The sequence below is a fragment of the Streptomyces sp. NPDC089915 genome, from assembly GCF_040684675.1.
In the GTDB taxonomy this organism is placed as follows: Bacteria; Actinomycetota; Actinomycetes; order Streptomycetales; family Streptomycetaceae; genus Streptomyces.
This window is the reverse complement of record NZ_JBFBGN010000017.1, coordinates 1-19679: the sequence shown is the minus strand read 5'-3', so window position 1 is coordinate 19679 and position 19679 is coordinate 1. Positions and strand designations below refer to the sequence as shown.

The following is a 19679-nucleotide window of genomic DNA, read 5'->3' as shown; positions in this document are numbered from 1 at the left end:
GCGGCATCCCGCCCCGCCCGGCACGGCCCGTCAACATGGCGTAGCCGGCACATCAGAGGCGCGTCAGGGTCCGACCGCAACGCCGCCACCAGCCCTAACGTCGTCCTCATGGGACGACGTTTCACACCTGCCGCGCCCGGCGCCCGGGACTCCGCCGCCGCGCGTTCCGGACCCTGCGCGCACGACCTCCACTGGGCCGGAGAGATGCGCTCGGCCCTCGGTGTCGCGTCCCTCCTGGGCACGGCCCTGTTCGCCGTGGACGCGGCCTCCGGAAGGCTCGATCCGACGCGCGGCGCCCTGTGGACCGGCCTGGCCTTCCTCCTCTTCGCCATCATGCTGCCGCAGCGGGTCTCCGTCCGCCCGGGACAGCTGAGCGCACGGCGGATGCTGACCACGGACACGGTCCGCACCGACTCCCTCGTCTCGGTCCACTGGACCGACGGGGTGGCGCAGCGGCTGGTCCTCCGGGACGCACGGGGGAACCGGGTCGAGATCGACCCGGCGGTCCTGACCCGCAATCCGGCGATGTGGCACCTCCTGGACGCGGACGGCCGCGCGGCGGCCCGAAGCGGCACCCTCCGGGAGGGCACGACCGCCCTGCGGGAGCTGGCCCGGCACATCGACGGGGAGACGGCCCACACGGTCTTCAAGGTCTCCGGCTTGCAGTGACCCTCTGAGCGCACCCGACCTCCCGGACCGGCCGGTTGACTTCCTGGACAGCTGTCCATAAATTATGGTCACCTGTTCAGAAAATTTCCCCGGTCGGCGCGCCCCGTACGGACGGCGCGATCGCCAGGACGAGAGGGTGGGGCTGCGCTGATGGAGACGACCGCGACCGTGCTGGTGGGCCTGGTGGCCGCGCTGCACGCGTACTTCCTGGTGCTGGAGATGTTCCTGTGGGAGCGGCCGCCCGGCCGGAAGCTCTCCGGGTTCGACGCGGACCTCGCCCGCGCCACCGCCCCCCTCGCGGCGAACCAGGGCCTGTACAACGGCTTCCTGGCCGCCGGGCTGGTGTGGGGCCTGTGCGCCGGGGACCCGACGGGCTTCGGGGCGCGGGTCTTCTTCCTCGTCTGCGTGGTGGTCGCCGGGGTCTACGGCGGCATCACCGCCAACCGGCGCATCCTGATCGCCCAGGCCCTGCCCGGCGCCCTGGCGCTCGGCGCCGTCCTGCTGGCCGGGTGACGGGCGTGCCGGAGGACCCCCGCACCGAACGCACCCCGACAGGCTGCGCCAGGCCCTCCTGGAGGAGTGCGCGGACCGCCCGCTGGACAAGGTCGGCGTCTCCGCCGTCGCGCGCCGGGCCGGCGTCGGCCGGGCCACGTTCTACCTCCACTACGCCGACCTGGAGGCGCTCGCCGTCGACACCTGCGCCGACATCGTCCGCGAGGCGGTCGACGCCCTGCACGCCTGGCGCGGCGTCCCCGACCCGGCGAGCCCGCCGCCCGCCCTGCTCGACTTCTTCGACCGCCTCCCCCGGCACGCCGGGCTCTACCGGGAACTGCTCCGCCCCGGCGGCGGCGGACCGCTCGGCCACGCCCTCCACCGGGACCTGCGCGAGCGGAGCCGGACCGAACGGGCCCTGGCCGGCGCGCCGGAGCCCGACCTGGTCGCCTCGGCCGTGGCCTCCGCCTTCGCCGGGGTGCTCGCCGACTGGCTGCACGGCCTCATCGAGGCCTCCCCCGCCGAGATCGCGGGCCGTGTCTGGCGCCTGCTCATCAGCCTCCACCGCACCTCCCTGCCCTGAGCCGGCGCGGCCGTGGCAGGTGGCCGGTGGTTCCGCGCGCGCGGAGCGGAGGGAGGCCATCTACCCGTAACCGTGACGTCATCCCGCTTTGTGAGGCTCCCCGGCATCGGAAGAAGTTGTCTGTACAACATGGAGCCGCGCTCATGTCGACCCTCTCGTCCGCGCCACCGCTGTGGCTGCGTGACAACTGCCCCTGCGCCGAATGCCGGGACCCCCGCAACGGCCAGAAGCTGTTCCAGATCACCGACCTGCCCGCCGGGCTCGCCGTGGACGCCGTCCTCGACACCCTCACCGCGGACGGCGCGCCCGCGCGAGAGGTCGTCTGGACCCCCGACGGCCACCGCTCCGTCTACGCCGACACCTGGCTCGACGCCCACCTGCCGGGCTCCCCCGCGGGCCCCGGCGACGGCCGCGGCGAGGACGACAAGGAGTTGTGGGACGCGGCGGGGCTCGCGGGCCGGTTCCCCGAGGCCGAGTGGTCCGCGTACACCGCCGATCCCGCCGTCGCCGCCGGCGCGCTGGAGAGCGTGATGAGGTTCGGCTTCGTCCTGCTGCGCGGGGTTCCCGTCCGCGACCGGCAGGTCCTTGAGGTCGCCCGGACCTTCGGGTTCGTGCGGGAGACGAACTACGGCGAGCTGTTCGAGGTCCGCGTCGAGGCCGACCCCAACAACCTCGCCTTCACCGGCGCCCGCATCACCCCGCACACGGACAACCCCTACCGCGACCCGGTCCCCACCCTCCAGCTGCTGCACTGCCTGTCCAACGCGGCCCGGGAAGGCGACTCCGGCCTCGTCGACGGGTTCCACGCCGCCGCCCTGCTCCGGGCCGAGGACCCGCAGGCGTACGAGGTCCTCACCCGGGTACCGGTCCCGTTCACCTTCGCCGACGACCGCACCGCACTGGTCGCCCACCGGCCGCTGATCGGAACCGATCCGGCCGGCCGGATCCGGGAGATCCGCTTCAACAACCGCTCCATCGGCACCCTGCGCCGGCCGGCCGAGGAGCTCGACGCCTTCTACGCCGCCTACCGGCGCTTCGGCGAGCTGCTGTCGCGCCCGGAGCTCCAGCTGGAGTTCCGGCTCGCCCCGGGCGACTGCCTGATCTTCGACAACACCCGGCTGCTGCACGCCCGTACGGCCTTCGCCGAATCGGGCGACCGCCACCTCCAGGGCACCTACGCCGACATCGACGGACTCGCCTCCACCCTCGCCGTACTCCGCAGGAAGGCGGTCACCGCATGAGCGCCGCTCCCGCCCCGCACCCCGTCGACGTCCTGGCCCGGCTGTTCGAGGGCGAGGGCCGTGCCGAGTACTTCGGCGAGGCCGTCACCCAGGCCCAGCACATGCTCCAGGCCGCCGCCCTCGCCGAGGCCGCCGGTGCCCCGCCGCACCTGGTGGCCGCGGCACTGCTGCACGACGTGGGGCACTTCCAGGGCGCGGTCACCGGCCGCGACCTGATGGAGAACGGGACCGACAACCGGCACAGCCACACCGGTGCCGACTGGCTCGGCCAGTGGTTCGGCCCCGAGGTGACCGGGCCCGTCCGGCTGCACGTCGCCGCGAAGCGCTATCTCTGCACCGTCGAACCCGGCTACTTCGACCTGCTCTCCGAGGCGTCCGTCCACACCCTGCGCGTCCAGGGCGGCCCGATGACGGAGGAACAGGCGCGCGCCTTCGCGGCCCACCCGGGCTCACGGGACGCCGTGGCCGTACGCCGCTGGGACGAGCAGGCGAAGGACCCGGAACTCCCGACCCCGGACTTCGCCCACTTCCGCCCGCTGCTGGAGGTCCTGCTGCGCCCCGGAGCGGTGCCGGCGCGCTGAGCCGTCGGCCGCTGGGGCGGAGGGGCTCAGGGGCCGAGCCGCCGCCCCAGCGCCGAGGTCGCCGTCGAGCTCTGCACGGTGAACGCGACCGTGCCGGGCAGGTAGCGGTCCTGGGACCATTCGACCGGCGACCCGGCCGGGTCGGTCGACAGCCGCCGCTCCCGCAGCAGGGCCTCACCCATCCCGCACCCGAGGAGCTCCGCGTCGTCCTCGTCCGCCCGCGCGAGGTCGATGGTGTGCCGGGCGTCCGCGAAGAGGACGCCGTGGAGCTCCAGTTGCTCGGAGTGCGAGACCGTGTCGAGCGGCATGGCGGCGACCAGCTCGCCGATCCGCTGCGGGTAGGTGGTCCGCTCCACCATCACCGGCGTCCCCGACAGCGTGCGCAGCCGCCGTACGCGGTAGACGAACGCGCCGGATTCCAGCCGGAGCCGCTCCGCCTCCTCCTCGTCCGCCTCCACCCGGTTCAGCGCGACCACCCGGCCGCCGGGCTCCTCGCCCAGGGACCGCGCCCAGCGGGTGAAGCTGCGCAGCTCGCCGAAGCCGTGCAGGCGGGGCGCTCCCAGTACGACGCGCCGGGTACCGCGCCGGGAGGTGACCAGCCCGTCGGCGCGCAGCGCGGCGAGCGCCTGGCGCACCGTCCCCCTGGACACACCGTAGCGGCGGCCGAGTTCGTCCTCCGCGGGCAGTTTCGCCCCGGAGCCGTACTCTCCCGCCGCGATGGCCGCGCGCAGGTCCGCGGCGACCTTCAGGTACAGGGGTGTCCTCGACCGTCCCTCACTCACGCCCCCACCTTGTCATGTGCCCGGTCACGGCACCAACGAGGCCGGGGCGGGGAGGGCGGACGGTCAGACGGGGATCAGGGGGGGAAGACTTCGCGCGGATCAGCCGAGGTCCGGGCCGGCGGCCGACAGTGGCGCGTGGCGGTCGCTGAGGCGGCGGACGGCGGCGGCCGGGCGTGGATCGGCGGCCGCACGGTACGGCGTCACCGGGCGGCCCCGGCCGCCTCGGCCGCCTCGGCCGCCTCCCGGAAGGTGACGACCGCCTCGCCGTTCTCCCGCGCCCATGCGGTGAGCATCCTGATGGGCTCCTCCAGGGTTCGCCCGAGATCGGTCAGGCCGTACTCCACGCGCGGCGGCGCCTCGGCGTACGCGTGCCGCTCGACGAGCCCGTTGGCCTGGAGCCGGCGCAGCGTCTGGGTCAGCACCTTCCGCGAGATGCCACCGCTCAGCTCGACCAACTCGCCATGGCGCAAAGGGCCATCGGTCAGGGCGAAGAGCGTGACCACGGACCACTTGCTGGAGATGACCTCCATGGCCAGGAGGGCGGGACAGTCCGCGAGGAAGGCGATTCCAGGTCGCAGGCTCATGCCCCGAAGGTTACCTGGAGGTACCTGACGGCCGCCTATCGTCGTCGACGTGCGCACGCTCCTTACTCGCATCTCGCATGATTGAGGTTCCCGCCATGTTCGTCTCCCTTGCCGTCGTCACCGTGTTCATGTCGGCGGTTCTCCTGATATCGGCCGGAGCCAAGTCTCTGCGCACCCGGCACATCACCGAGCAGATGTCCCACCTCGGAGTGCCGCAGAGCGTGATGGCTCTCCTGATCGGCGCTCAGATCGCGGGCGCGGCCGGTGCGATGGCCGGACTCTGGTGGGGACCCGTCGGAATCGCCGCCGCGATGGGCCTCACGCTCTACTTCGCCGGGGCGGTCGCCGTCCACCTGCGCGTCGGCGACCACAAGGGCGCGTCTCCGGCGGCGGTCCTCACCGTGGCCTCCGTCGCCCTGATCGTGCTGCGCGCCGCCACCCTCTGATGGCGGACGGGGGGAAGCGGCCCTCCCCGGGTCTCGTGAGCAACCGGTAAGGCGCCCCCTTCGCCCCCTCGGGCCGACGCGGCAGCGGACTCACTTGGATTCGACTCGTCCTACCGGGTCGGGTCCGGTCGTCAGTGTCTCGCAGGCGGCCTGCCAGGCGTGGTCGCCGGGGTGGAGCCGGGTGCGGAGGTATGCCGTGGTGAGCCGGGCGAGGGCGGCGACCCGCTCGGGGCTTTCGTCGGTGGTCTCGGCGGCGTCGTATCCGGCGATCCCGCCGAGTCCGTGCTCCGCGCCGAAGAGGGTGAGCAGGGTCTTGGGGCCGGGGGCGAGGGTGTAGGGGTCGGCGTGCCAGTCCGGCCCCATGTCCGTGAAGTGCCGGGGGTCGTCCTCGTCTCCGGTGACGACCAGCGCGGGTGCGGTCATGGTGGAGAAGTCGACGGCCCCGATGATCGGCCACTGCGCGGCCATGGGTCCGTTGAAGACATCGCCGCCCCTGCCGGGCGGGGCGAGCAGTACGCCCGCCTTGATCCGCGGCTCGACGAGGTGCACCAGGTCGCCCGTTTCGGGGTCGGTGAGTCCGGCGCCCAGCAGGAGGGCGGCGGTGAAACCGCCGAGCGAGTGTCCGGCGAGGGCGACCTCGGTGCGGTCGATCCGCCCGGCGAGCTGCGGCACGGCGTTCTCGATCACGTCGAGCCGGTCGAGGACGTGGCTCATGTCCTCGGCGCGGGAGCGCCAGAAGTCGGGCGCTCCGGGGGCGTCCGCGACCAGGCCGGCCAGTGTCCTGGAGGTGAGGTGGGTGGGCTGGACGACGACGAATCCGTGTGCCGCCCAGAAGTCGGCGAGCGGCGCGTAGCCGTTGAGCGAGGAGAGGTTGTTCGAGGGGCCATGGCCGTGGGAGAGGAGGATGACGGGGAGGCTGGTGCCGGTAGAGGGTGCGGAGACACGCACCTGGAGATCCACGGGACGTCCGGGCACGGACAGGACCACGGGACTGAAGGACAGCACCGGGACGGGCGCGCCCAAGGCATCGGCGGTGGTGGATGTGCTCACGGTGGGTTCCCCTTCGGTGGCGCCGGGCACCCGCCGGCCTCCTGCCGTCGACTGGCGGGCAAGGCGGTCAGGAGTGTTCGGCTTCGGCTAGGATTAAACGGAACACTGCTCCACTTACTATCCGGAGCGCTGCTCCGTTTTGTCAACCGGTTTCGAAGGAGGACGTGATGGCCGCCGAGGGTCCTGGAGGGGATGCGCCGGTCCGCGGCAAGCGGGCCGATGCCCAGCGCAACCGGGAGACGGTGCTCGCTGCCGCCGCCGAGGTGTTCGTCACCTCCGGCGTCGACGCGCCGATCCGCCGGATCGCGACCCGGGCGGGAGTGGGGATGGCCACGATCTACCGCCACTTCCCGACCCGGGCGGACCTCGTCACCGCCGTGTACCAGCACCAGATCGAGGCATGCGCCGAAGCCGGCCCGAAGCTGGCGGCCGATGCCGGTTCCCCGCTCGACGCACTGCGCCAATGGATCGACCTCTTCGTCGACTTCCTGGTCACCAAGCACGGCCTCGCCGACGCCCTCCAGTCCGACAGCGACCGCTTCGCCGCGCTGCACGCCTACTTCCTCGACCGCCTGCTGCCCGTCTGCGCCCAACTGCTCGACGCCGCCGTCGCGGCCGGCGACATCAGGCCCGGCACGCAGCCCTACGAGCTGATGCGCGGCATCGGCAACCTCTGCATCGGACGCGACGACGACCCCCGCTACGACCCCCGACGCCTGATCGCCCTCCTCCTCCAGGGACTCCGGCAACCCCGGACGACCTGATGCCGACGAGCCCGGTGAAGTACCGCTGCCGGGAATGAGCCGGTCCGGCCCGCGAGGTGGGACGGTGGCGCGCGGCGACGGAGTCCGAGATGCTCCGGTCATGTCGGATGACACGCCAGGACAGGACCTCCCGGCCGGCTTCGGGTTCCGGCCCTATCGGGGCGACGAGGACCACGGCCCCATGGCCGCGGTGCGGCTGGGATGTGCCGAACGGGACGGGGTCGACGTCCGTTCGGTCGTGGAAGGGCTCCCGACAGCGGCCGAGATCGCCGAGGCCTCCGCCAAGCTGGACGAGCCGTCCGAAAACCAGGTCCTGGTGGTACGCGACGGGAGCGTCGTCGGCTACTCGACGATCCGGTGGTGGCAGGAGCGGGACGATACGTGGCTGTACCTGCACCGCGGTCACCTCTTGCCCGAGCATCGCGGCCAGGGCATCGGCTCAGCCATGCTGAGCTGGGCCGAAGGGCGGATCCGCCGGCTCGTCGAAGAACACGGCACGGCGCGGGCGGCGGTGATCGGTGCGAACGCCATGGTCTCCGAGCGGGACGCCACGGCGCTTCTGCTCGCAGCCGGCTACCGGCGCGTCTTCACTCTGGTCGAGCTGGAGCTGGGCGATCTGCGGCAGTTGCCCGAGCCGGGCGGCGAACTCCCTGCCGGGATACGGACGGGCCCGGTCGGGAGCGGCCACTACCGCGCGGCCTGGAGGACGGTCGTCGATTCGTACGCGGACACCGGTTTCACGCAGAAGTGGCCCTTCCAGGACTTCGTCGACGCCGCCGACCCGGCATGCTGGAGGGCCGCGTGGAACGGGCAGGACATGCTCGGCGTGGCCCTCTGCTCCCTCCGCGGCCACGACCCCACCGTGGGCGAGGTGGAAGAGCTGAGCGTCCGAACGGACCGGCGACGCCTCGGAATCGGCCGGATCCTGCTGCTGGAAGGGCTACGAAGCCTTCGCGAACAGGGTGCGACGACGGCCAGGCTGTACACGGGCACGGCGAATCCGCACCGGTCCTACGATCTTTACGAGAGCGTGGGGTTCCGGAGGCGCAACGAGTACGTCCGTTACCGCAAGCCGCTCGCGTGACCGGCTTCCGGCACCGGCCTTCCAGACCGTACGATGCGTTCTGCTCCGGCCCCTCAAGGACCGGGGCCCACAACCGAATGCGTGCACAGCTGGGGGAAGCCGGTGGGAATCCGGCGCTGACCTGCAACCGTGAACGGGGCCGAGGGCGCCGTGAGTCGGAGTACCCGGGGTGCGATGCGTACTGCTTCTCACTGTCATGGTCTGCAGCGCGAAGCCCCGACCCCGGGCCGGTGTCCCCTGCTCGTTCCCCGCGGAACGAGCAGGGGACGGGCGCGTGGGGCTGAGGGGATCGTCGGCGGCAGGCCCGTCGTCCCTCTCAGGAAGAAGGCGCCATGCGTCAGATACCCGCCCGCCGCTCCGTGATCACCACGGTCGCCCTCGGCCTGGCGCTCGCCGGCGCTCCCGCCGTCGCCGAGGCCGCCCCCCAGCCCCACACGAACGCGCCCGTCAAGGTCAACCTCACCGTCCAGGGCCCCGATGGGCTGCTGTTCAAGGGCAAGATCACGACCAAGGGCCACGACGTCACCACCGCCACCGGCGGCACCCACAAGTGCGACGGAACCAACGGCGGCGCCAACGCGACCAAGGTGCCCACCCCGACCGCCGCCCTCGACGACGCCGCCCGCCTCAACTACTTCGGCTGGGACGGCACCTGGTACGCGTCCTTCGACGATTTCTCCGTCGACACGATCAAGAACGTGAACGGTGGCGGCTCCGCCTACTGGAGCATCTCCGTCAACGGCACCCCGACCCCGGTCGGCGGATGCCAGTTCAAGATCGCTGCGGGTGACCAGGTCGCCTTCACCTGGACCTCTTTCTAATCCGGCCCGAAGGGCCGTTGCCAGGCCCTTCGGCGGGGTACGGGCCCAAGGCCCGTACCCCGCGCCGGTGTGAGCAGGTCAGGCACCCCACCGCAGTGCGATGGTGTCGCCCACGCTGATGACCTTCTCGCGCAGGGCCCCGGCGAAGGCCGAGCCGTCGACGCTGACCTTCCAGGTGTTCGAGCCGCTGTTGGCCTTGCCGTTGACGTCGGTGATCGTGCCGGTCCCCGACGAGGGGGTCACGCTCGTGACGCAACCGGACGGGGTGGCGCCGCCTGTCGCGGCGGCCAGCACGTCGCCGAGGGTGGTGGTCGTCCCGGTCGGGGTGAAGGCCACCGAGCAGACCTTGAGGCCGCCGGCGCCGTCGTCGACGGTCAGTGCCAGTTTCGTGGCCGTGCCGGCGGTGAAGGTGGACTGGGCGACCCACTGCGGGGCGCCGGGGGTGACGGGGACGGGCGGGGCGGTGGTGAAGCCTCCGCCGGCGACCGCGCGCAGGGCGTCGATGGAGGCGTACGCGCTGGCGCTGGTGTCGGAGGGCTTGTACTTGAAGCCGCCCGCCGGGTTGTACTGGTTGGCGATGAGGAAGTCGATCGGCGTCTTGCCGCTGCCGGTGAGGAAGTCACCGGTCTGCGGGTTGAATCCGCAGGCGTTGAGGCCGGCCACGCCCCAGCCGTTCGAGCTGGTGTTGACTCCGTAGAGGGAGTTGAAGGCGCCGCTTCCGGAAACGAGCTTGCTCTTCAGGAAGTTCTTCGCCTCGACGACGTCGGTGTCGGTGTTCGCGACGCCGGAGACGCACAGGGCCGCCATGGCCGCGCCGGTCATGTCCACGTCGCCCGCGGAGTTGAGGACGGTCGGGTTGCCCTCGGCCTTGTTGTAGGTCCAGCCGCCGTCGACGTGCTGGTTGGCCCGGATGCGGGTGACCATCGCGTCGGTCAGCGCCTGCGGCACGCGCGCACCGCCGGCCTGGGTCTTGGCCCCGCCCAGCGAAAGGGCCGCGAAGACCGTGCCGTTGAAGTTCCCGGACGGACCGAAGTAGCCGGTCTCGGCGGTCTGCCAGTAGGAGTAGACGTTCGCGATGAGGTTGCGGGAGGCGGAGACGCGGGCCGGGTCGATGCCGGCGGCGTAGGCGTTGAGGGTGCCTCGCTCGTAGTCCGTCACGACCGGGGAGGCCTGCGGCCAGCCCGCCGTCGAGAGCAGGTTGCGGTAGACGGTGCGCGCGTTCTTCGTGGTGTCGCCGCCGGGGTGGACGTCGACGACCGCCGTGCCGGTGGCCGCGAAGGCGGTGAACGCCCATTCGTTGGACAGTCCGGCCCCGGCGTACGAACCGTCCGCGGCCTGGAGGGACTTGAGATAGGTCACACCGTTCGTCTTGGACGTGGCGATCTGTGCGGGCGAGGAGGTGGCGAAGGCCGGCAGCGTGGTGAGGGCGAGGGCGCCGAGCGCGGCGGGCACCGCGAGCGTGAGGCGGCGGGCGGTACGGGGACGGGACATGGCCTGCTCCTGGAATGAGGGACGCCGACCTGACCGGAGCTCGTGCGGGCGGACGGCCCGGAGCTCGGTGGCGGCCGTCCGAACGCGTGGTACGGCTTGTGATGTGCCATGCCGCACGGGCATTCGGGCTCGGAACGGCCCCCTGCCGTTCCACACCGCTGCGCGTCAGCCCCGGATTCGCACCGGGTTCCCCCATGTGGCAGCCCAGGACGCTACCCGAGTGATCAACGGTCCGCCAGCCACCGTGAGCGGCCCCGATCGAGGGGCCGGGAGCCCGTTCCGCGTGAGACGCAGACCACCTTGACGGTGTCTTTATCCGCGTGTTCCACTCCGACTGATAAGCACTCAGCTCCAGGGGAAGCCGGTCGAAATCCGGCGCTGACCCGCAACCGTAGGCCCGGCACCGCCCGGGCGAGTCGGAATGCCTGGAGCCAGGTTTTTTGCAGCGAGAAACGCCGTCGCGGACTACGGCGTGGTTCGAAACGGCCTTCCCTGCCGCCATGCCGGCCGCGGGAGTCCTTTTGCCACGCACAGGTCCGCCCGGCCGACACGAGGGGCCGTGGTGGGGACCGCACAGCAAGCAGAGCAACGCATGCGGCACAAGGGGCTGTTGTCGCTCACAGCGGCGGCGCTGCTGACCTTCGCCGCGGGCGTGACCTTCGTGGGCGGGGCCGTGCCCGCGTCGGCCGACCCGGTCGAGCGGTGCACGGCCACCACCGGCGCCCTCGTCGCCGTGGACTTCGGCCCGTTCGGCGGCAAGCTGGAGAAGGGCTGCGACACCACCCCCACCACCGGCTACGAGCTGCTGCGGACCGCCGGGTTCACCATGGAGGGCACCGTCCACGACGGCCCCGCCTTCATCTGCCGCATCGGCAAGGGCACCGGCACGCAGTACCCCACGCCCGAGAGGGAACCCTGCGTCCTCACTCCGCAGGCGACCGCCTACTGGTCGTACTGGACCGCCTCGCCCGGCCAGCGGAAGTGGTCCTACAGCCAGCAGGGGGCCATGGCCCGGCACCCGAAGCCCGGTGATGTGGAGGCCTGGGTCTACGGCGGCACCGACGTCGCCGGCACGAAGGGCAAGCCGTCCTTCACTCCGGACGACGTCCGTGGCTTCACCACCCCCGACCCCACCGTTCCGACGGCACCGCCCAAGGTCCCGGCCGGCCGGGTCGACGTGCCCGCGGCCACCCGCTGGGTCACCGGGACGCTGACGGACGGGGAACGCGTCGTCGACGAGGGCTCCACCACCCCCAACCACTTCCTCACCACCGAAGCGGTGTTCGCCCTCGCGGCGGCCGACCGCAAGAGCCCGGCTGCGAAGAAGATCGCCGACTTCCTCGCCACGCCCGCGCAGACCGACGCGTACGCCTACCCGGCCGGGAAGGACCGCATCCCCGACGCCACCGCCGCTGCCCGCCTCGCCCTCGTCGCCGAGGCCACCGGCAAGGACCCCCGCGCGTTCGGCGGCCACGACCTGCTCGGCGACCTGGTGAAGTACGCCTGCCCCCGCGACATCGGCGACGGCGAGACGGTCGAAGGCTGCTTCACTAAGGGCGACTTCCGCACGACCGGGCAGGCCGACGGGCAGGCCATGGCCGTCCTCGCCCTGGTCAACGCCGGTATGACGCCCCCGGCCGGCTCCGTGGCCCGGCTGACCCTCCTCCAGTGCGAGGACGGTGGATTCACCAGTGTCCTCATCCGGCCCGGCAGCCCGGGGTGCGAGAGCGAGGCCGGTGCCACCGGCCTGATCGCCCTGGCCCTGGAACGGGCCGGCGGCCACGAAACGGTGCTCCAGAAGGCCCGCAACCACCTCAAGAGGTCCCAGCTGGCGACCGGGGCATGGCCCTCCGTGTACTACGAGACGACCGGCAACCCGGCCGCCACCGGCTGGGCCGCGCAGGCGCTGCGCGCCCTCGGTGACGAGGCCTTCGCGGACGCCGGCGTCTCCTGGCTCTCCAAGCGCCAGCTCCCGACCGGCGGATTCGGCTTCGCCGAGGACGACACCGAATCCCGCCTGTACCCCACGGCGACGGCCTCGATCGCGGGCGCCGGCAGCGATCTCGCCGCCCTGACCGCCAAGCCGGCCGCACCGCCGGCCCCGACCGACCCCCCGACCACGCCGCCGGCCGGTGAGGGGCCCGACACGAAGAAGGGCGTCGCGTACCTGACCGCCCCGTCCCGGCTGGTGCAGGGCCGTTTCTACGAGAGCCGGCCCGGCAGCGGCTTCGCCGACTACGGCCTGACCATCGACGGCGCGTACTCCCTCGCCGCCACCGGCGAGGACAACGCCGCCCTGCGCCGCATCGTCGACTTCATGGACAAGGGCGGCAGGGACGGCCAGAAGCGCGGGATCCACGAGTGGACCCTCGTCGGCACGAAGTACGCGAACGGGGGCTCCATCGGCAAGGCGGCCGTGCTCGCCGAGACCGTCGGCCGCGACCCCCGGAGTTTCGGCGGCCAGGACCTGATCGCCGCGCTCGGCAAGATCGTCTGCCAGGCGAAGACCTCGACCCCGCAGGAGTGCGCGGCCAAGGGCAACTACGCATACGCCACCTCCGTCTTCAAGCAGTCCCTCGGTGTCATGGCCCAGCTGCGCGCCGGCGAGAAGGCCGCCGCGGCCGAGCCCGCCGCCTACCTCAAGAGCCTCCAGACCCCCTCGGGTGCCTGGGTCAGCCTGATCGGCGAGCCCAGCGGCCCCGAGGTGGACTCCACCGCCATGGCCGCCATGACCGTGGGCCTGCTCCCCGACGCCGGATCCCGGGCGGCGGTCGACAAGGCGCTCGCCTGGCTCGCGGCCCAGCAGAAGGAGGACGGCGGCTTCCCCGGCGCCTCCGGTAACTCCGTCAACTCCGCGGCCCTCGCCGTCCAGGGGCTCTCCCTGGACGCGCCCAGGTACGGCGCCCAGATCGCCAAGGCACGGAAGTTCCTGGCCAGCCAGCAGAACGCCGACGGCGGCTTCAACGTCGCCAAGGACGCCCAGGCCGGCTCCGACCTGCGCGCCTCCACCCAGGCCGTCGGCGGTGCCACCGGGATCTCCTTCGGCACCCTGGCCCGCGACCTGACCGGTACGACCCCCGAGCCGGTCCCCAGCACGTCCGGGGGCACCTCGGGCGGTACGTCCGGCGGCAACGGCTCGCCCGTCATCGTGACGCCGGGCGAGAACGGCGGCGGCACGGGCTCCGCGGGCGGCTCCGGGTCCGGGTCGGCCGGTGGCGGCCCTCTCGCCTCCACCGGAACCCGGGTCGGCGGCCTCGCCGCCGCGGCTCTGGCCCTGACCCTGGGCGGCTGGGGTCTCACCCGCGCCACCAAGCGCCGCCGCACGACCCCGGGGAGCCGGGCATGAGCCGCGAGCGCATCGTGCGGGCACTGGCACGCACGGCCGCCGCGCTGGGGCTGACGGTGGCGGCCTTCGCCGCCACCGCGGCCCCGGCCGGGGCCGCGCCGCAGCCGATGGGCCAGTGCACCACCTCGTCCGGCGTGGTCCTGGCCGTGGACTTCAGCCACTGGGGCGGCCCCGTCTACCGTGCCTGCGGCACCACCCCCACCACGGGCTACGAGCTCCTCAACCAGGGCGGCTGGGCCACCACCGGCACCGGCCACGACGGCCCCGCCTTCATCTGCCGGATCGGCTACAGCGGGTACCAGGGCGGCAGGCAGTTCCCGACGCCGCAGCAGGACGACTGCGTACTGACCCCGCCCGCCTCCGCGTACTGGTCGTACTGGCACGCCGACCCCGGCCAGAACACCTGGCAGTACAGCCAGCTCGGCGCCATGCTCTACAAGCCCGAGCCGGGCGGCGTCGACCTGTGGATCTTCGGCGCCACGAACGTCGAGGGCACCGAGGGCAAGCCCGCCGTCACCCCCGACCAGCTGCGCGCCCACAACACGCAGCCCACCGGCGGGCCCGCACCGCAGGACACCCGCACCGCCAAGCCGCCCCCGCCGAACGTCAACACCGGTCCCAAACCCGAGAACCCGCCCCCGGCCGCTCCGGCGACGACACCGCCACCCCCGCCGCTGCCTCCGGCGGCCAGCCCCACGGCCCCGGGAAGCCCCTCTCCCTCGGTGAGCCCCTCCGAGAGCATCGCCCCGACCCCGCCGGCCGGCGCTCCCGCGGCAGCGGCTCCGGCTCCCGGCCCCCAGGTCGTGGAGGCGGCTCCCGCCGCCGACGCCGAACACGACGCGGGCTCGTACCTGCCCGCCGTCGCCACCGGGGCGCTCGTCCTCCTGATCGGTGGCGCGGCCGTGTACGCGGCCAAGCGCCGCCGCCGTACGGAGTAGCCGCATGGCCCGTACCCTCCCCGCGGCACCGGTGAAGCCGCCCGCGTCCGGCCCCGCGCCGGACGCGGGCGGCCGCCGTCTGCCCCGCACCCTGCACCCGGTCGCCTGGTGGATCTGGGCCCTCGCCCTGGCCACCGCGGTCAGCCGCACCAACAACCCGCTGCTGCTGTTCCTCGTCCTCGCGGTCCTCGGCCACGTCATCACCATGCGCCGCACCGAGGCCCCCTGGGCCCGCGGCTTCAAGTACTACCTCTACCTGGCCCTCACCGTGGTGACCATCCGGGTGCTGTTCCGCGCGGTCTTCGCCACCGGCATCACCCCCCGCGACCACTTCCTCTTCTCCCTGCCCCACATCCCCACCCCCGACTGGTACGCCGGCATCCGACTGGGCGGCCCCGTCTCCCTGGAGGCCCTGCTCTCCGCGGCGACCGACGGCCTGCGCCTGGCCTGCATGCTGTGCTGCATCGGCGCCGCCAACACCCTCGCCAACCCCAAACGCGCCCTGCGCGTCCTGCCCGGCGCCCTCTACGAACTCGGCGTCGCCGTCACCGTCTCCATCAGCGTCGCCCCCCAGCTCGTCCAGAGCGTGCAACGCGTCCACCGCGCCCGCCGGCTCCGCGCCGGCCGCTCCAAGGGCCTGCGCGCCCTGCGCGGCATCATCGTGCCCGTCCTCGAAGACGCCCTGGAGCGCTCCCTTCGCCTGGCCGCGGCCATGGACTCGCGCGGCTACGGCCGCGCCGGCACCGCCACCCGCCGCTCGCGCCGGGCCACGGGCGCCCTGATGCTGCTCGGCATGTGCGGCCTGTGCGCCGGGGCGTACGGACTCCTCGACGCCACCGCCCCCAAGCTGCTCGGCCTGCCCGCGATGGGCGCGGGCGCGCTGCTGTGCTTCGCCGGGCTCCGCCTCGGCGGCCGCCGCATCACCCGGACCAGCTACCGGCCCGACCCCTGGCACCTCGCCGAATGGGCCGTCGCCGGCTGCGGGGTCCTCTCCGCCGTCCTCCTCTTCGCCAACGTCGGGTTCAACGCCGCCGAGCTCAACCCGTCCATCTACCCGCTCAGCTGGCCGACCCTGCCCCTGGTACCGGCCGCGGCCGTCCTCCTGGCCGGGACCGCCGGATTCCTGGCCCCACCGCCCGCGCCACCCGCCCGACCCGCCGCCCCTCTCCCCGCCCCCGCCCCCGCCCAGCGCACCGAGGAACCCAAGTGATCCACTTCGACCAGGTCACCGTCCAGTACGAGGACACGGCCGAACCGGTCCTGCGCGACGTGGACCTCACCGTCGAGGAAGGCGAACTCTGCCTGGTCGTCGGCCACACCGGCGTCGGCAAGTCCACCCTCCTCGGCGCCGTCAACGGCCTCGTCCCGCACTTCACCGGCGGCACCCTCTACGGCCGGGTCCTGGTCGACGGCCGGGACACCGCAGACCACCCGCCCCGCGAACTCGCCGACGTCGTCGGCGTCGTCGGCCAGGACCCCCTCGACGGCTTCGTCACCGACACGGTCGAGGAGGAACTCGCCTACGCCATGGAGCAACTGGCGGTCCCGCCCGCCACCATGCGCAAGCGCGTGGAGGAGACCCTCGACCTGCTCGGCCTCGCCGACCTGCGCCACCGCGCCCTGCACGAACTCTCCGGCGGACAGCAGCAGCGCGTGGCCATCGGCTCCGTCCTGACCGCCCACCCCCGCATCCTGGTCCTGGACGAGCCCACCTCCGCCCTCGACCCGACCGCCGCCGAGGAGGTCCTGGCCGCCGTCACCCGCCTCGTCCACGACCTCGGCGTCACCGTCCTCCTCGCCGAACACCGGCTGGAGCGCGTCGTCCAGTACGCCGACCGCGTCATCCACCTCCCCGGCGACGGCCGCGTGGTGTCCGGCCCGCCCGCGGACGTCTTCCGTACGTCCTCGATCGCACCCCCCATCGTGGAACTGGGCCGCGCCGCCGGCTGGACCCCGCTCCCCCTCTCGATCCGCGACGCCCGCCGCACCGCCGCGCCCCTGCGCACCCGTCTGGCCGGCGTCACTCCCCCACCGGTACGACCCGCTCCGGCGGCCGGCCGTCCGCACCTGCTCACCGCGCGCGGCGTCACGGTGACGTACCACGGCGTCCCGGCCGTACGGGAGGTCGACCTCGGCCTGCGGGGTGGGGAGATCACCGCGCTCATGGGCCGCAACGGCTCCGGCAAGTCCTCCCTCCTCTGGGCGCTCCAGGGCTCGGGCCCGCGCAAGGCCGGCACCGTGGCCGTCGCGCCGGCGGACGGCGACACGAAGCCCGCGGACCCGAAGAAGCTCCCGGCCGCCGAGGCCCGGCGGCGGGTGGGCCTGGTCCCTCAGACGCCCACCGACCTCCTCTACCTCGAATCGGTCAAGCAGGAACTCGACCAGGCCGACACCGAGTCCGGCACCACCGGAGACGGCGCCCGCGCCATCCTCGACCGGCTCGCCCCCGGCATCCCCGACACCACCCACCCCCGCGACCTCTCCGAAGGCCAGAAACTCGCCCTCGTCCTCGCCATCCAGCTCTCGGCCGCCCCGCGCGTCCTGCTCCTCGACGAGCCCACCCGCGGCCTGGACTACCGCGCCAAGAGCGAGCTGGTCCGCATCGTCGACGGCCTCGCGGCGGAGGGCCGCGCCGTGGTGATCTCCACCCACGACGTGGAGTTCGTCGCCCGCGCCGCCGACCGGGTGGTCGTCATGGCCGAGGGCGACATCGTCGCCGACGGCCCCACGACCGAAGTCATCGTCGCCTCACCCGTCTTCGCCCCCCAGACCGCGAAGATCCTCGCTCCGCTCCCCTACCTCACGGTCGCCCAGGTGACGGCCACCCTCCCCGACGACGGGACGGACCCGCGCCCATGACCACCGCCGCCACCGCACGCACCACCGCCATCCGCATCAACGCGCGCGCCGGGACCGTCATCGCCATGGCGGGCTTCCTCGGCGTCGTCGCCTTCTTCTGGCCCTTCCTCGTCGCCCCGGGCAAGTTCGGTTCGAACTACGCCCCGCCGCTCATCTTCGGCGTCCTCCTCGTGATCGTCCTGTGCGTGGTGATCTCCGAGATCGCCGAGGGCGGCATCAACTCCAAGGCCCTGGCCATGCTGGGGGTCCTGTCGGCCGTCAACGCCGCCATCCGCCCCCTCGGCGCGGGCACGGCGGGCATCGAGACGGTGTTCTTCATCCTCGTCCTGGCCGGCCGGGTCTACGGCCCGGGCTTCGGCTTCACCCTGGGCTGCACCTCGCTGTTCGCCTCCGCTCTCATCACCGGCGGGGTCGGGCCCTGGATGCCGTACCAGATGTTCGGCTGCGCCTTCGTCGGCATGCTCGCCGGCTTCCTCCCCAAGGCCACCGGCCGCAAGGAGGTCGCCCTCCTCGCCGCCTACGGCTCGGCCTCCGGCTACCTCTTCGGCTTCCTCCTCAACCTCTCCTTCTGGCCCTTCTCCCTCGACCCGAACAGCTCGATCGCCTACCTCCCGGGCCTCCCCTTCACCGAGCAGTTCCACCGCTACCTGGCCTTCGACCTGGCGACCTCCCTCGGCTGGGACACCGGCCGCGCCGTCACCAATTTCGTCTGCGTCTGCCTGGCCGGCCCGGCCGTCCTCACGGTCTTCCGCCGCGCGGCCCGCAAGGCCCGGTTCCAGGCGTCCGTCTCCTTCCCGGACGCCAAGGCGCACCTCACCGGACCGGCCCGCTGACGGCCCCTTCCGCTGGGACGACGACTCGCACCACCGGAGAGTTCCACCGCACCCCGGGAGCCCTCCCGCCCGGTGCCCAAGTCGCCCGAACCGGCCCTGAGGGTCCAGGCGTTCCGGCGCCGGGCACGCCCTGCTGACGGTCCGGTAGATTCAGCGATACGGCTGATCTTCAGGGGAGCGGCAACACGCCGCGCGTGCGACACGGGGGCAGTGGGTGCGGAGCGGACACGCGCAGGACCATCGGCGGAAGGCCCTGCTGGAGTGCTGGCGCGCGATCGAACTGTTCAGTCCGCCGACCATCCCGGCACTGCCCCGCCGGCGCCCCGCCGCGCGCTCCGGGCCGAGGGACGAGTACGTGGTCGACCTGACTCCGGAGCCGGGCCGGGTGCCACCGCTCCTGCCGTGGGCTCCGGAGCACCCGGAGACGGGGGCGCGGCGGGCACCCCACGGACGTATGTGGCGGCACGAGGTCTACTGCGGGGTCTTTGACCTGGAGCTGCTCCGCCAGGCAATGATCTCCGTCCTGCCCGCGGGGACCGATCCCGACCCCGGCGTGCCGCAGACCGAGCTGGTGCTGTCGGGCCAGAGCGCGATGTTCGCGCTGGTCCTGGACGACGAGGGCCGACCGCTCGAAGACACGTCCGTGATCTCCGCGTGCGCCTGGGCGACCGGCCGCCTGTTCGATCCCGGGCCGTCCGCGCCGGGGTGGCTGGACGGGTTCGAGGAACTCGACGACGCGTTCGGCACGGCGATCGACGAGCTCACGGCCACCGCGATCCCCTACGGCCCCACCGCCCCGACCGCCGGAACGGCGGACGAGCGGTGGCCCGGCTCCGCGGCCGGGCCGGGAGCTCCGGCCGGGGCCGGCGGCGGGAGCTGGCGGCGGCTGCTCGCCGAGATCCTGGGCGGCGCTGCCGTCGGCGCGGTCGGGGCCCTGTTCGGCGAGGTCGCCGGAGCCGCCCTGCAGGGCGCTGCGGAACCCCTGGTCCGCCGCGCGGCGGACTGGGCCGCCGCCCGGCGTCCCGCCGAGGAGCCGGCGGAGTCCGGGCGGGCGGACGGCACCCCGGGCGCCCCCGAGGGGTCCTCGGCCGACGGTCCCGACATGTCGGCCGAGG

The 19679-nt window shown here is 73.2% G+C and carries 17 protein-coding genes, 2 pseudogenes and 3 riboswitches; of the genes and pseudogenes, 15 read left to right on the top strand and 4 right to left on the bottom strand.

Annotation, left to right across the window (positions count from 1 at the left end; translation table 11 throughout):
- Positions 1 to 108 precede the first annotated feature (108 nt).
- The 5 genes and pseudogenes from AB0O29_RS08085 (at position 109) to AB0O29_RS08065 (ending at position 3566) form a co-directional block, all read left to right on the top strand.
- Entirely contained in the window at positions 109 to 669 is a 561-nt protein-coding gene (locus AB0O29_RS08085) for a hypothetical protein (RefSeq protein ID WP_365147868.1), read from the top strand.
- Between the two features lie 150 nt (positions 670 to 819).
- Complete coding sequence (locus AB0O29_RS08080; protein ID WP_365147865.1) at positions 820 to 1182, top strand: DUF1304 domain-containing protein; 363 nt, start codon at positions 820 to 822, stop codon at positions 1180 to 1182.
- A gap of 5 nt (positions 1183 to 1187) precedes the next feature.
- A pseudogene (locus AB0O29_RS08075) lies at positions 1188 to 1744 on the top strand (TetR/AcrR family transcriptional regulator).
- Between the two features lie 143 nt (positions 1745 to 1887).
- Positions 1888 to 2985, top strand: a complete 1098-nt coding sequence (locus AB0O29_RS08070; RefSeq protein ID WP_365147862.1) for a TauD/TfdA family dioxygenase — start codon at positions 1888 to 1890, stop codon at positions 2983 to 2985.
- Positions 2982 to 3566, top strand: coding sequence for a phosphonate degradation HD-domain oxygenase (locus AB0O29_RS08065; RefSeq protein WP_365147859.1), 585 nt, complete (start codon positions 2982 to 2984; stop codon positions 3564 to 3566). The genes AB0O29_RS08070 and AB0O29_RS08065 overlap by 4 nt, the downstream gene beginning before the upstream one ends.
- 26 nt (positions 3567 to 3592) lie before the next feature.
- Here AB0O29_RS08065 and AB0O29_RS08060 read toward each other — a convergent pair whose 3' ends face one another.
- Entirely contained in the window at positions 3593 to 4348 is a 756-nt protein-coding gene (locus AB0O29_RS08060) for a GntR family transcriptional regulator (protein ID WP_365147856.1), read from the bottom strand.
- A 200-nt stretch (positions 4349 to 4548) separates the two neighbouring features.
- Complete coding sequence (locus tag AB0O29_RS08055; RefSeq protein ID WP_365147853.1) at positions 4549 to 4932, bottom strand: helix-turn-helix domain-containing protein; 384 nt, start codon at positions 4930 to 4932, stop codon at positions 4549 to 4551.
- A 95-nt stretch (positions 4933 to 5027) separates the two neighbouring features.
- Between AB0O29_RS08055 and AB0O29_RS08050 the strand changes: the two genes are divergently transcribed.
- The gene (locus AB0O29_RS08050) at positions 5028 to 5378 is read left to right on the top strand and encodes a DoxX family protein (RefSeq protein WP_365147850.1); all 351 of its coding nucleotides are present in this window, start codon (positions 5028 to 5030) and stop codon (positions 5376 to 5378) included.
- 90 nt (positions 5379 to 5468) lie between these two features.
- On the opposite strand, the gene AB0O29_RS08045 is transcribed toward AB0O29_RS08050, so the two are convergent.
- The gene (locus tag AB0O29_RS08045; RefSeq protein ID WP_365147847.1) at positions 5469 to 6428 is read right to left on the bottom strand and encodes a chlorophyllase; all 960 of its coding nucleotides are present in this window, start codon (positions 6426 to 6428) and stop codon (positions 5469 to 5471) included.
- Positions 6429 to 6595: 167 nt separating this feature from the next.
- Between AB0O29_RS08045 and AB0O29_RS08040 the strand changes: the two genes are divergently transcribed.
- The 3 genes from AB0O29_RS08040 (at position 6596) to AB0O29_RS08030 (ending at position 9097) form a co-directional block, all read left to right on the top strand.
- Complete coding sequence (locus tag AB0O29_RS08040; protein ID WP_365147844.1) at positions 6596 to 7192, top strand: TetR/AcrR family transcriptional regulator; 597 nt, start codon at positions 6596 to 6598, stop codon at positions 7190 to 7192.
- A gap of 100 nt (positions 7193 to 7292) precedes the next feature.
- The gene (locus AB0O29_RS08035; protein ID WP_365147841.1) at positions 7293 to 8276 is read left to right on the top strand and encodes a GNAT family N-acetyltransferase; all 984 of its coding nucleotides are present in this window, start codon (positions 7293 to 7295) and stop codon (positions 8274 to 8276) included.
- 92 nt (positions 8277 to 8368) lie between these two features.
- A riboswitch (cobalamin riboswitch) is annotated at positions 8369 to 8442 on the top strand.
- Positions 8443 to 8608: 166 nt separating this feature from the next.
- Positions 8609 to 9097 carry a DUF4430 domain-containing protein gene (locus tag AB0O29_RS08030; protein WP_365147838.1) on the top strand — a complete coding sequence of 163 codons (489 nt, stop codon included), beginning with the start codon at positions 8609 to 8611 and terminating at the stop codon, positions 9095 to 9097.
- 78 nt (positions 9098 to 9175) lie between these two features.
- On the opposite strand, the gene AB0O29_RS08025 is transcribed toward AB0O29_RS08030, so the two are convergent.
- Complete coding sequence (locus AB0O29_RS08025) at positions 9176 to 10588, bottom strand: hypothetical protein (RefSeq protein WP_365147835.1); 1413 nt, start codon at positions 10586 to 10588, stop codon at positions 9176 to 9178.
- A 96-nt stretch (positions 10589 to 10684) separates the two neighbouring features.
- Positions 10685 to 10823, bottom strand: a riboswitch (cobalamin riboswitch).
- Between the two features lie 71 nt (positions 10824 to 10894).
- Positions 10895 to 11036, top strand: a riboswitch (cobalamin riboswitch).
- Between the two features lie 114 nt (positions 11037 to 11150).
- Here AB0O29_RS08025 and AB0O29_RS08020 point away from each other — a divergent pair.
- The 6 genes and pseudogenes from AB0O29_RS08020 to AB0O29_RS07995 form a co-directional block, all read left to right on the top strand.
- Positions 11151 to 13934 (top strand): prenyltransferase/squalene oxidase repeat-containing protein, encoded by a 2784-nt coding sequence (locus tag AB0O29_RS08020; RefSeq protein WP_365147832.1) that lies wholly within the window; start codon positions 11151 to 11153, stop codon positions 13932 to 13934.
- Positions 13931 to 14872, top strand: coding sequence for a hypothetical protein (locus tag AB0O29_RS08015; RefSeq protein WP_365147829.1), 942 nt, complete (start codon positions 13931 to 13933; stop codon positions 14870 to 14872). The genes AB0O29_RS08020 and AB0O29_RS08015 overlap by 4 nt, the downstream gene beginning before the upstream one ends.
- Before the next feature lie 4 nt (positions 14873 to 14876).
- Entirely contained in the window at positions 14877 to 16082 is a 1206-nt protein-coding gene (locus AB0O29_RS08010) for an energy-coupling factor transporter transmembrane component T (protein WP_365147826.1), read from the top strand.
- Positions 16079 to 17731, top strand: coding sequence for an ATP-binding cassette domain-containing protein (locus tag AB0O29_RS08005; protein ID WP_365147823.1), 1653 nt, complete (start codon positions 16079 to 16081; stop codon positions 17729 to 17731). Before AB0O29_RS08010 ends, AB0O29_RS08005 begins: the two co-directional genes overlap by 4 nt.
- Positions 17728 to 18564, top strand: coding sequence for an ECF transporter S component (locus AB0O29_RS08000; protein WP_365147820.1), 837 nt, complete (start codon positions 17728 to 17730; stop codon positions 18562 to 18564). The genes AB0O29_RS08005 and AB0O29_RS08000 overlap by 4 nt, the downstream gene beginning before the upstream one ends.
- 214 nt (positions 18565 to 18778) lie before the next feature.
- Positions 18779 to 19679 (top strand): annotated as a pseudogene (locus tag AB0O29_RS07995) (hypothetical protein); the annotation flags it as partial.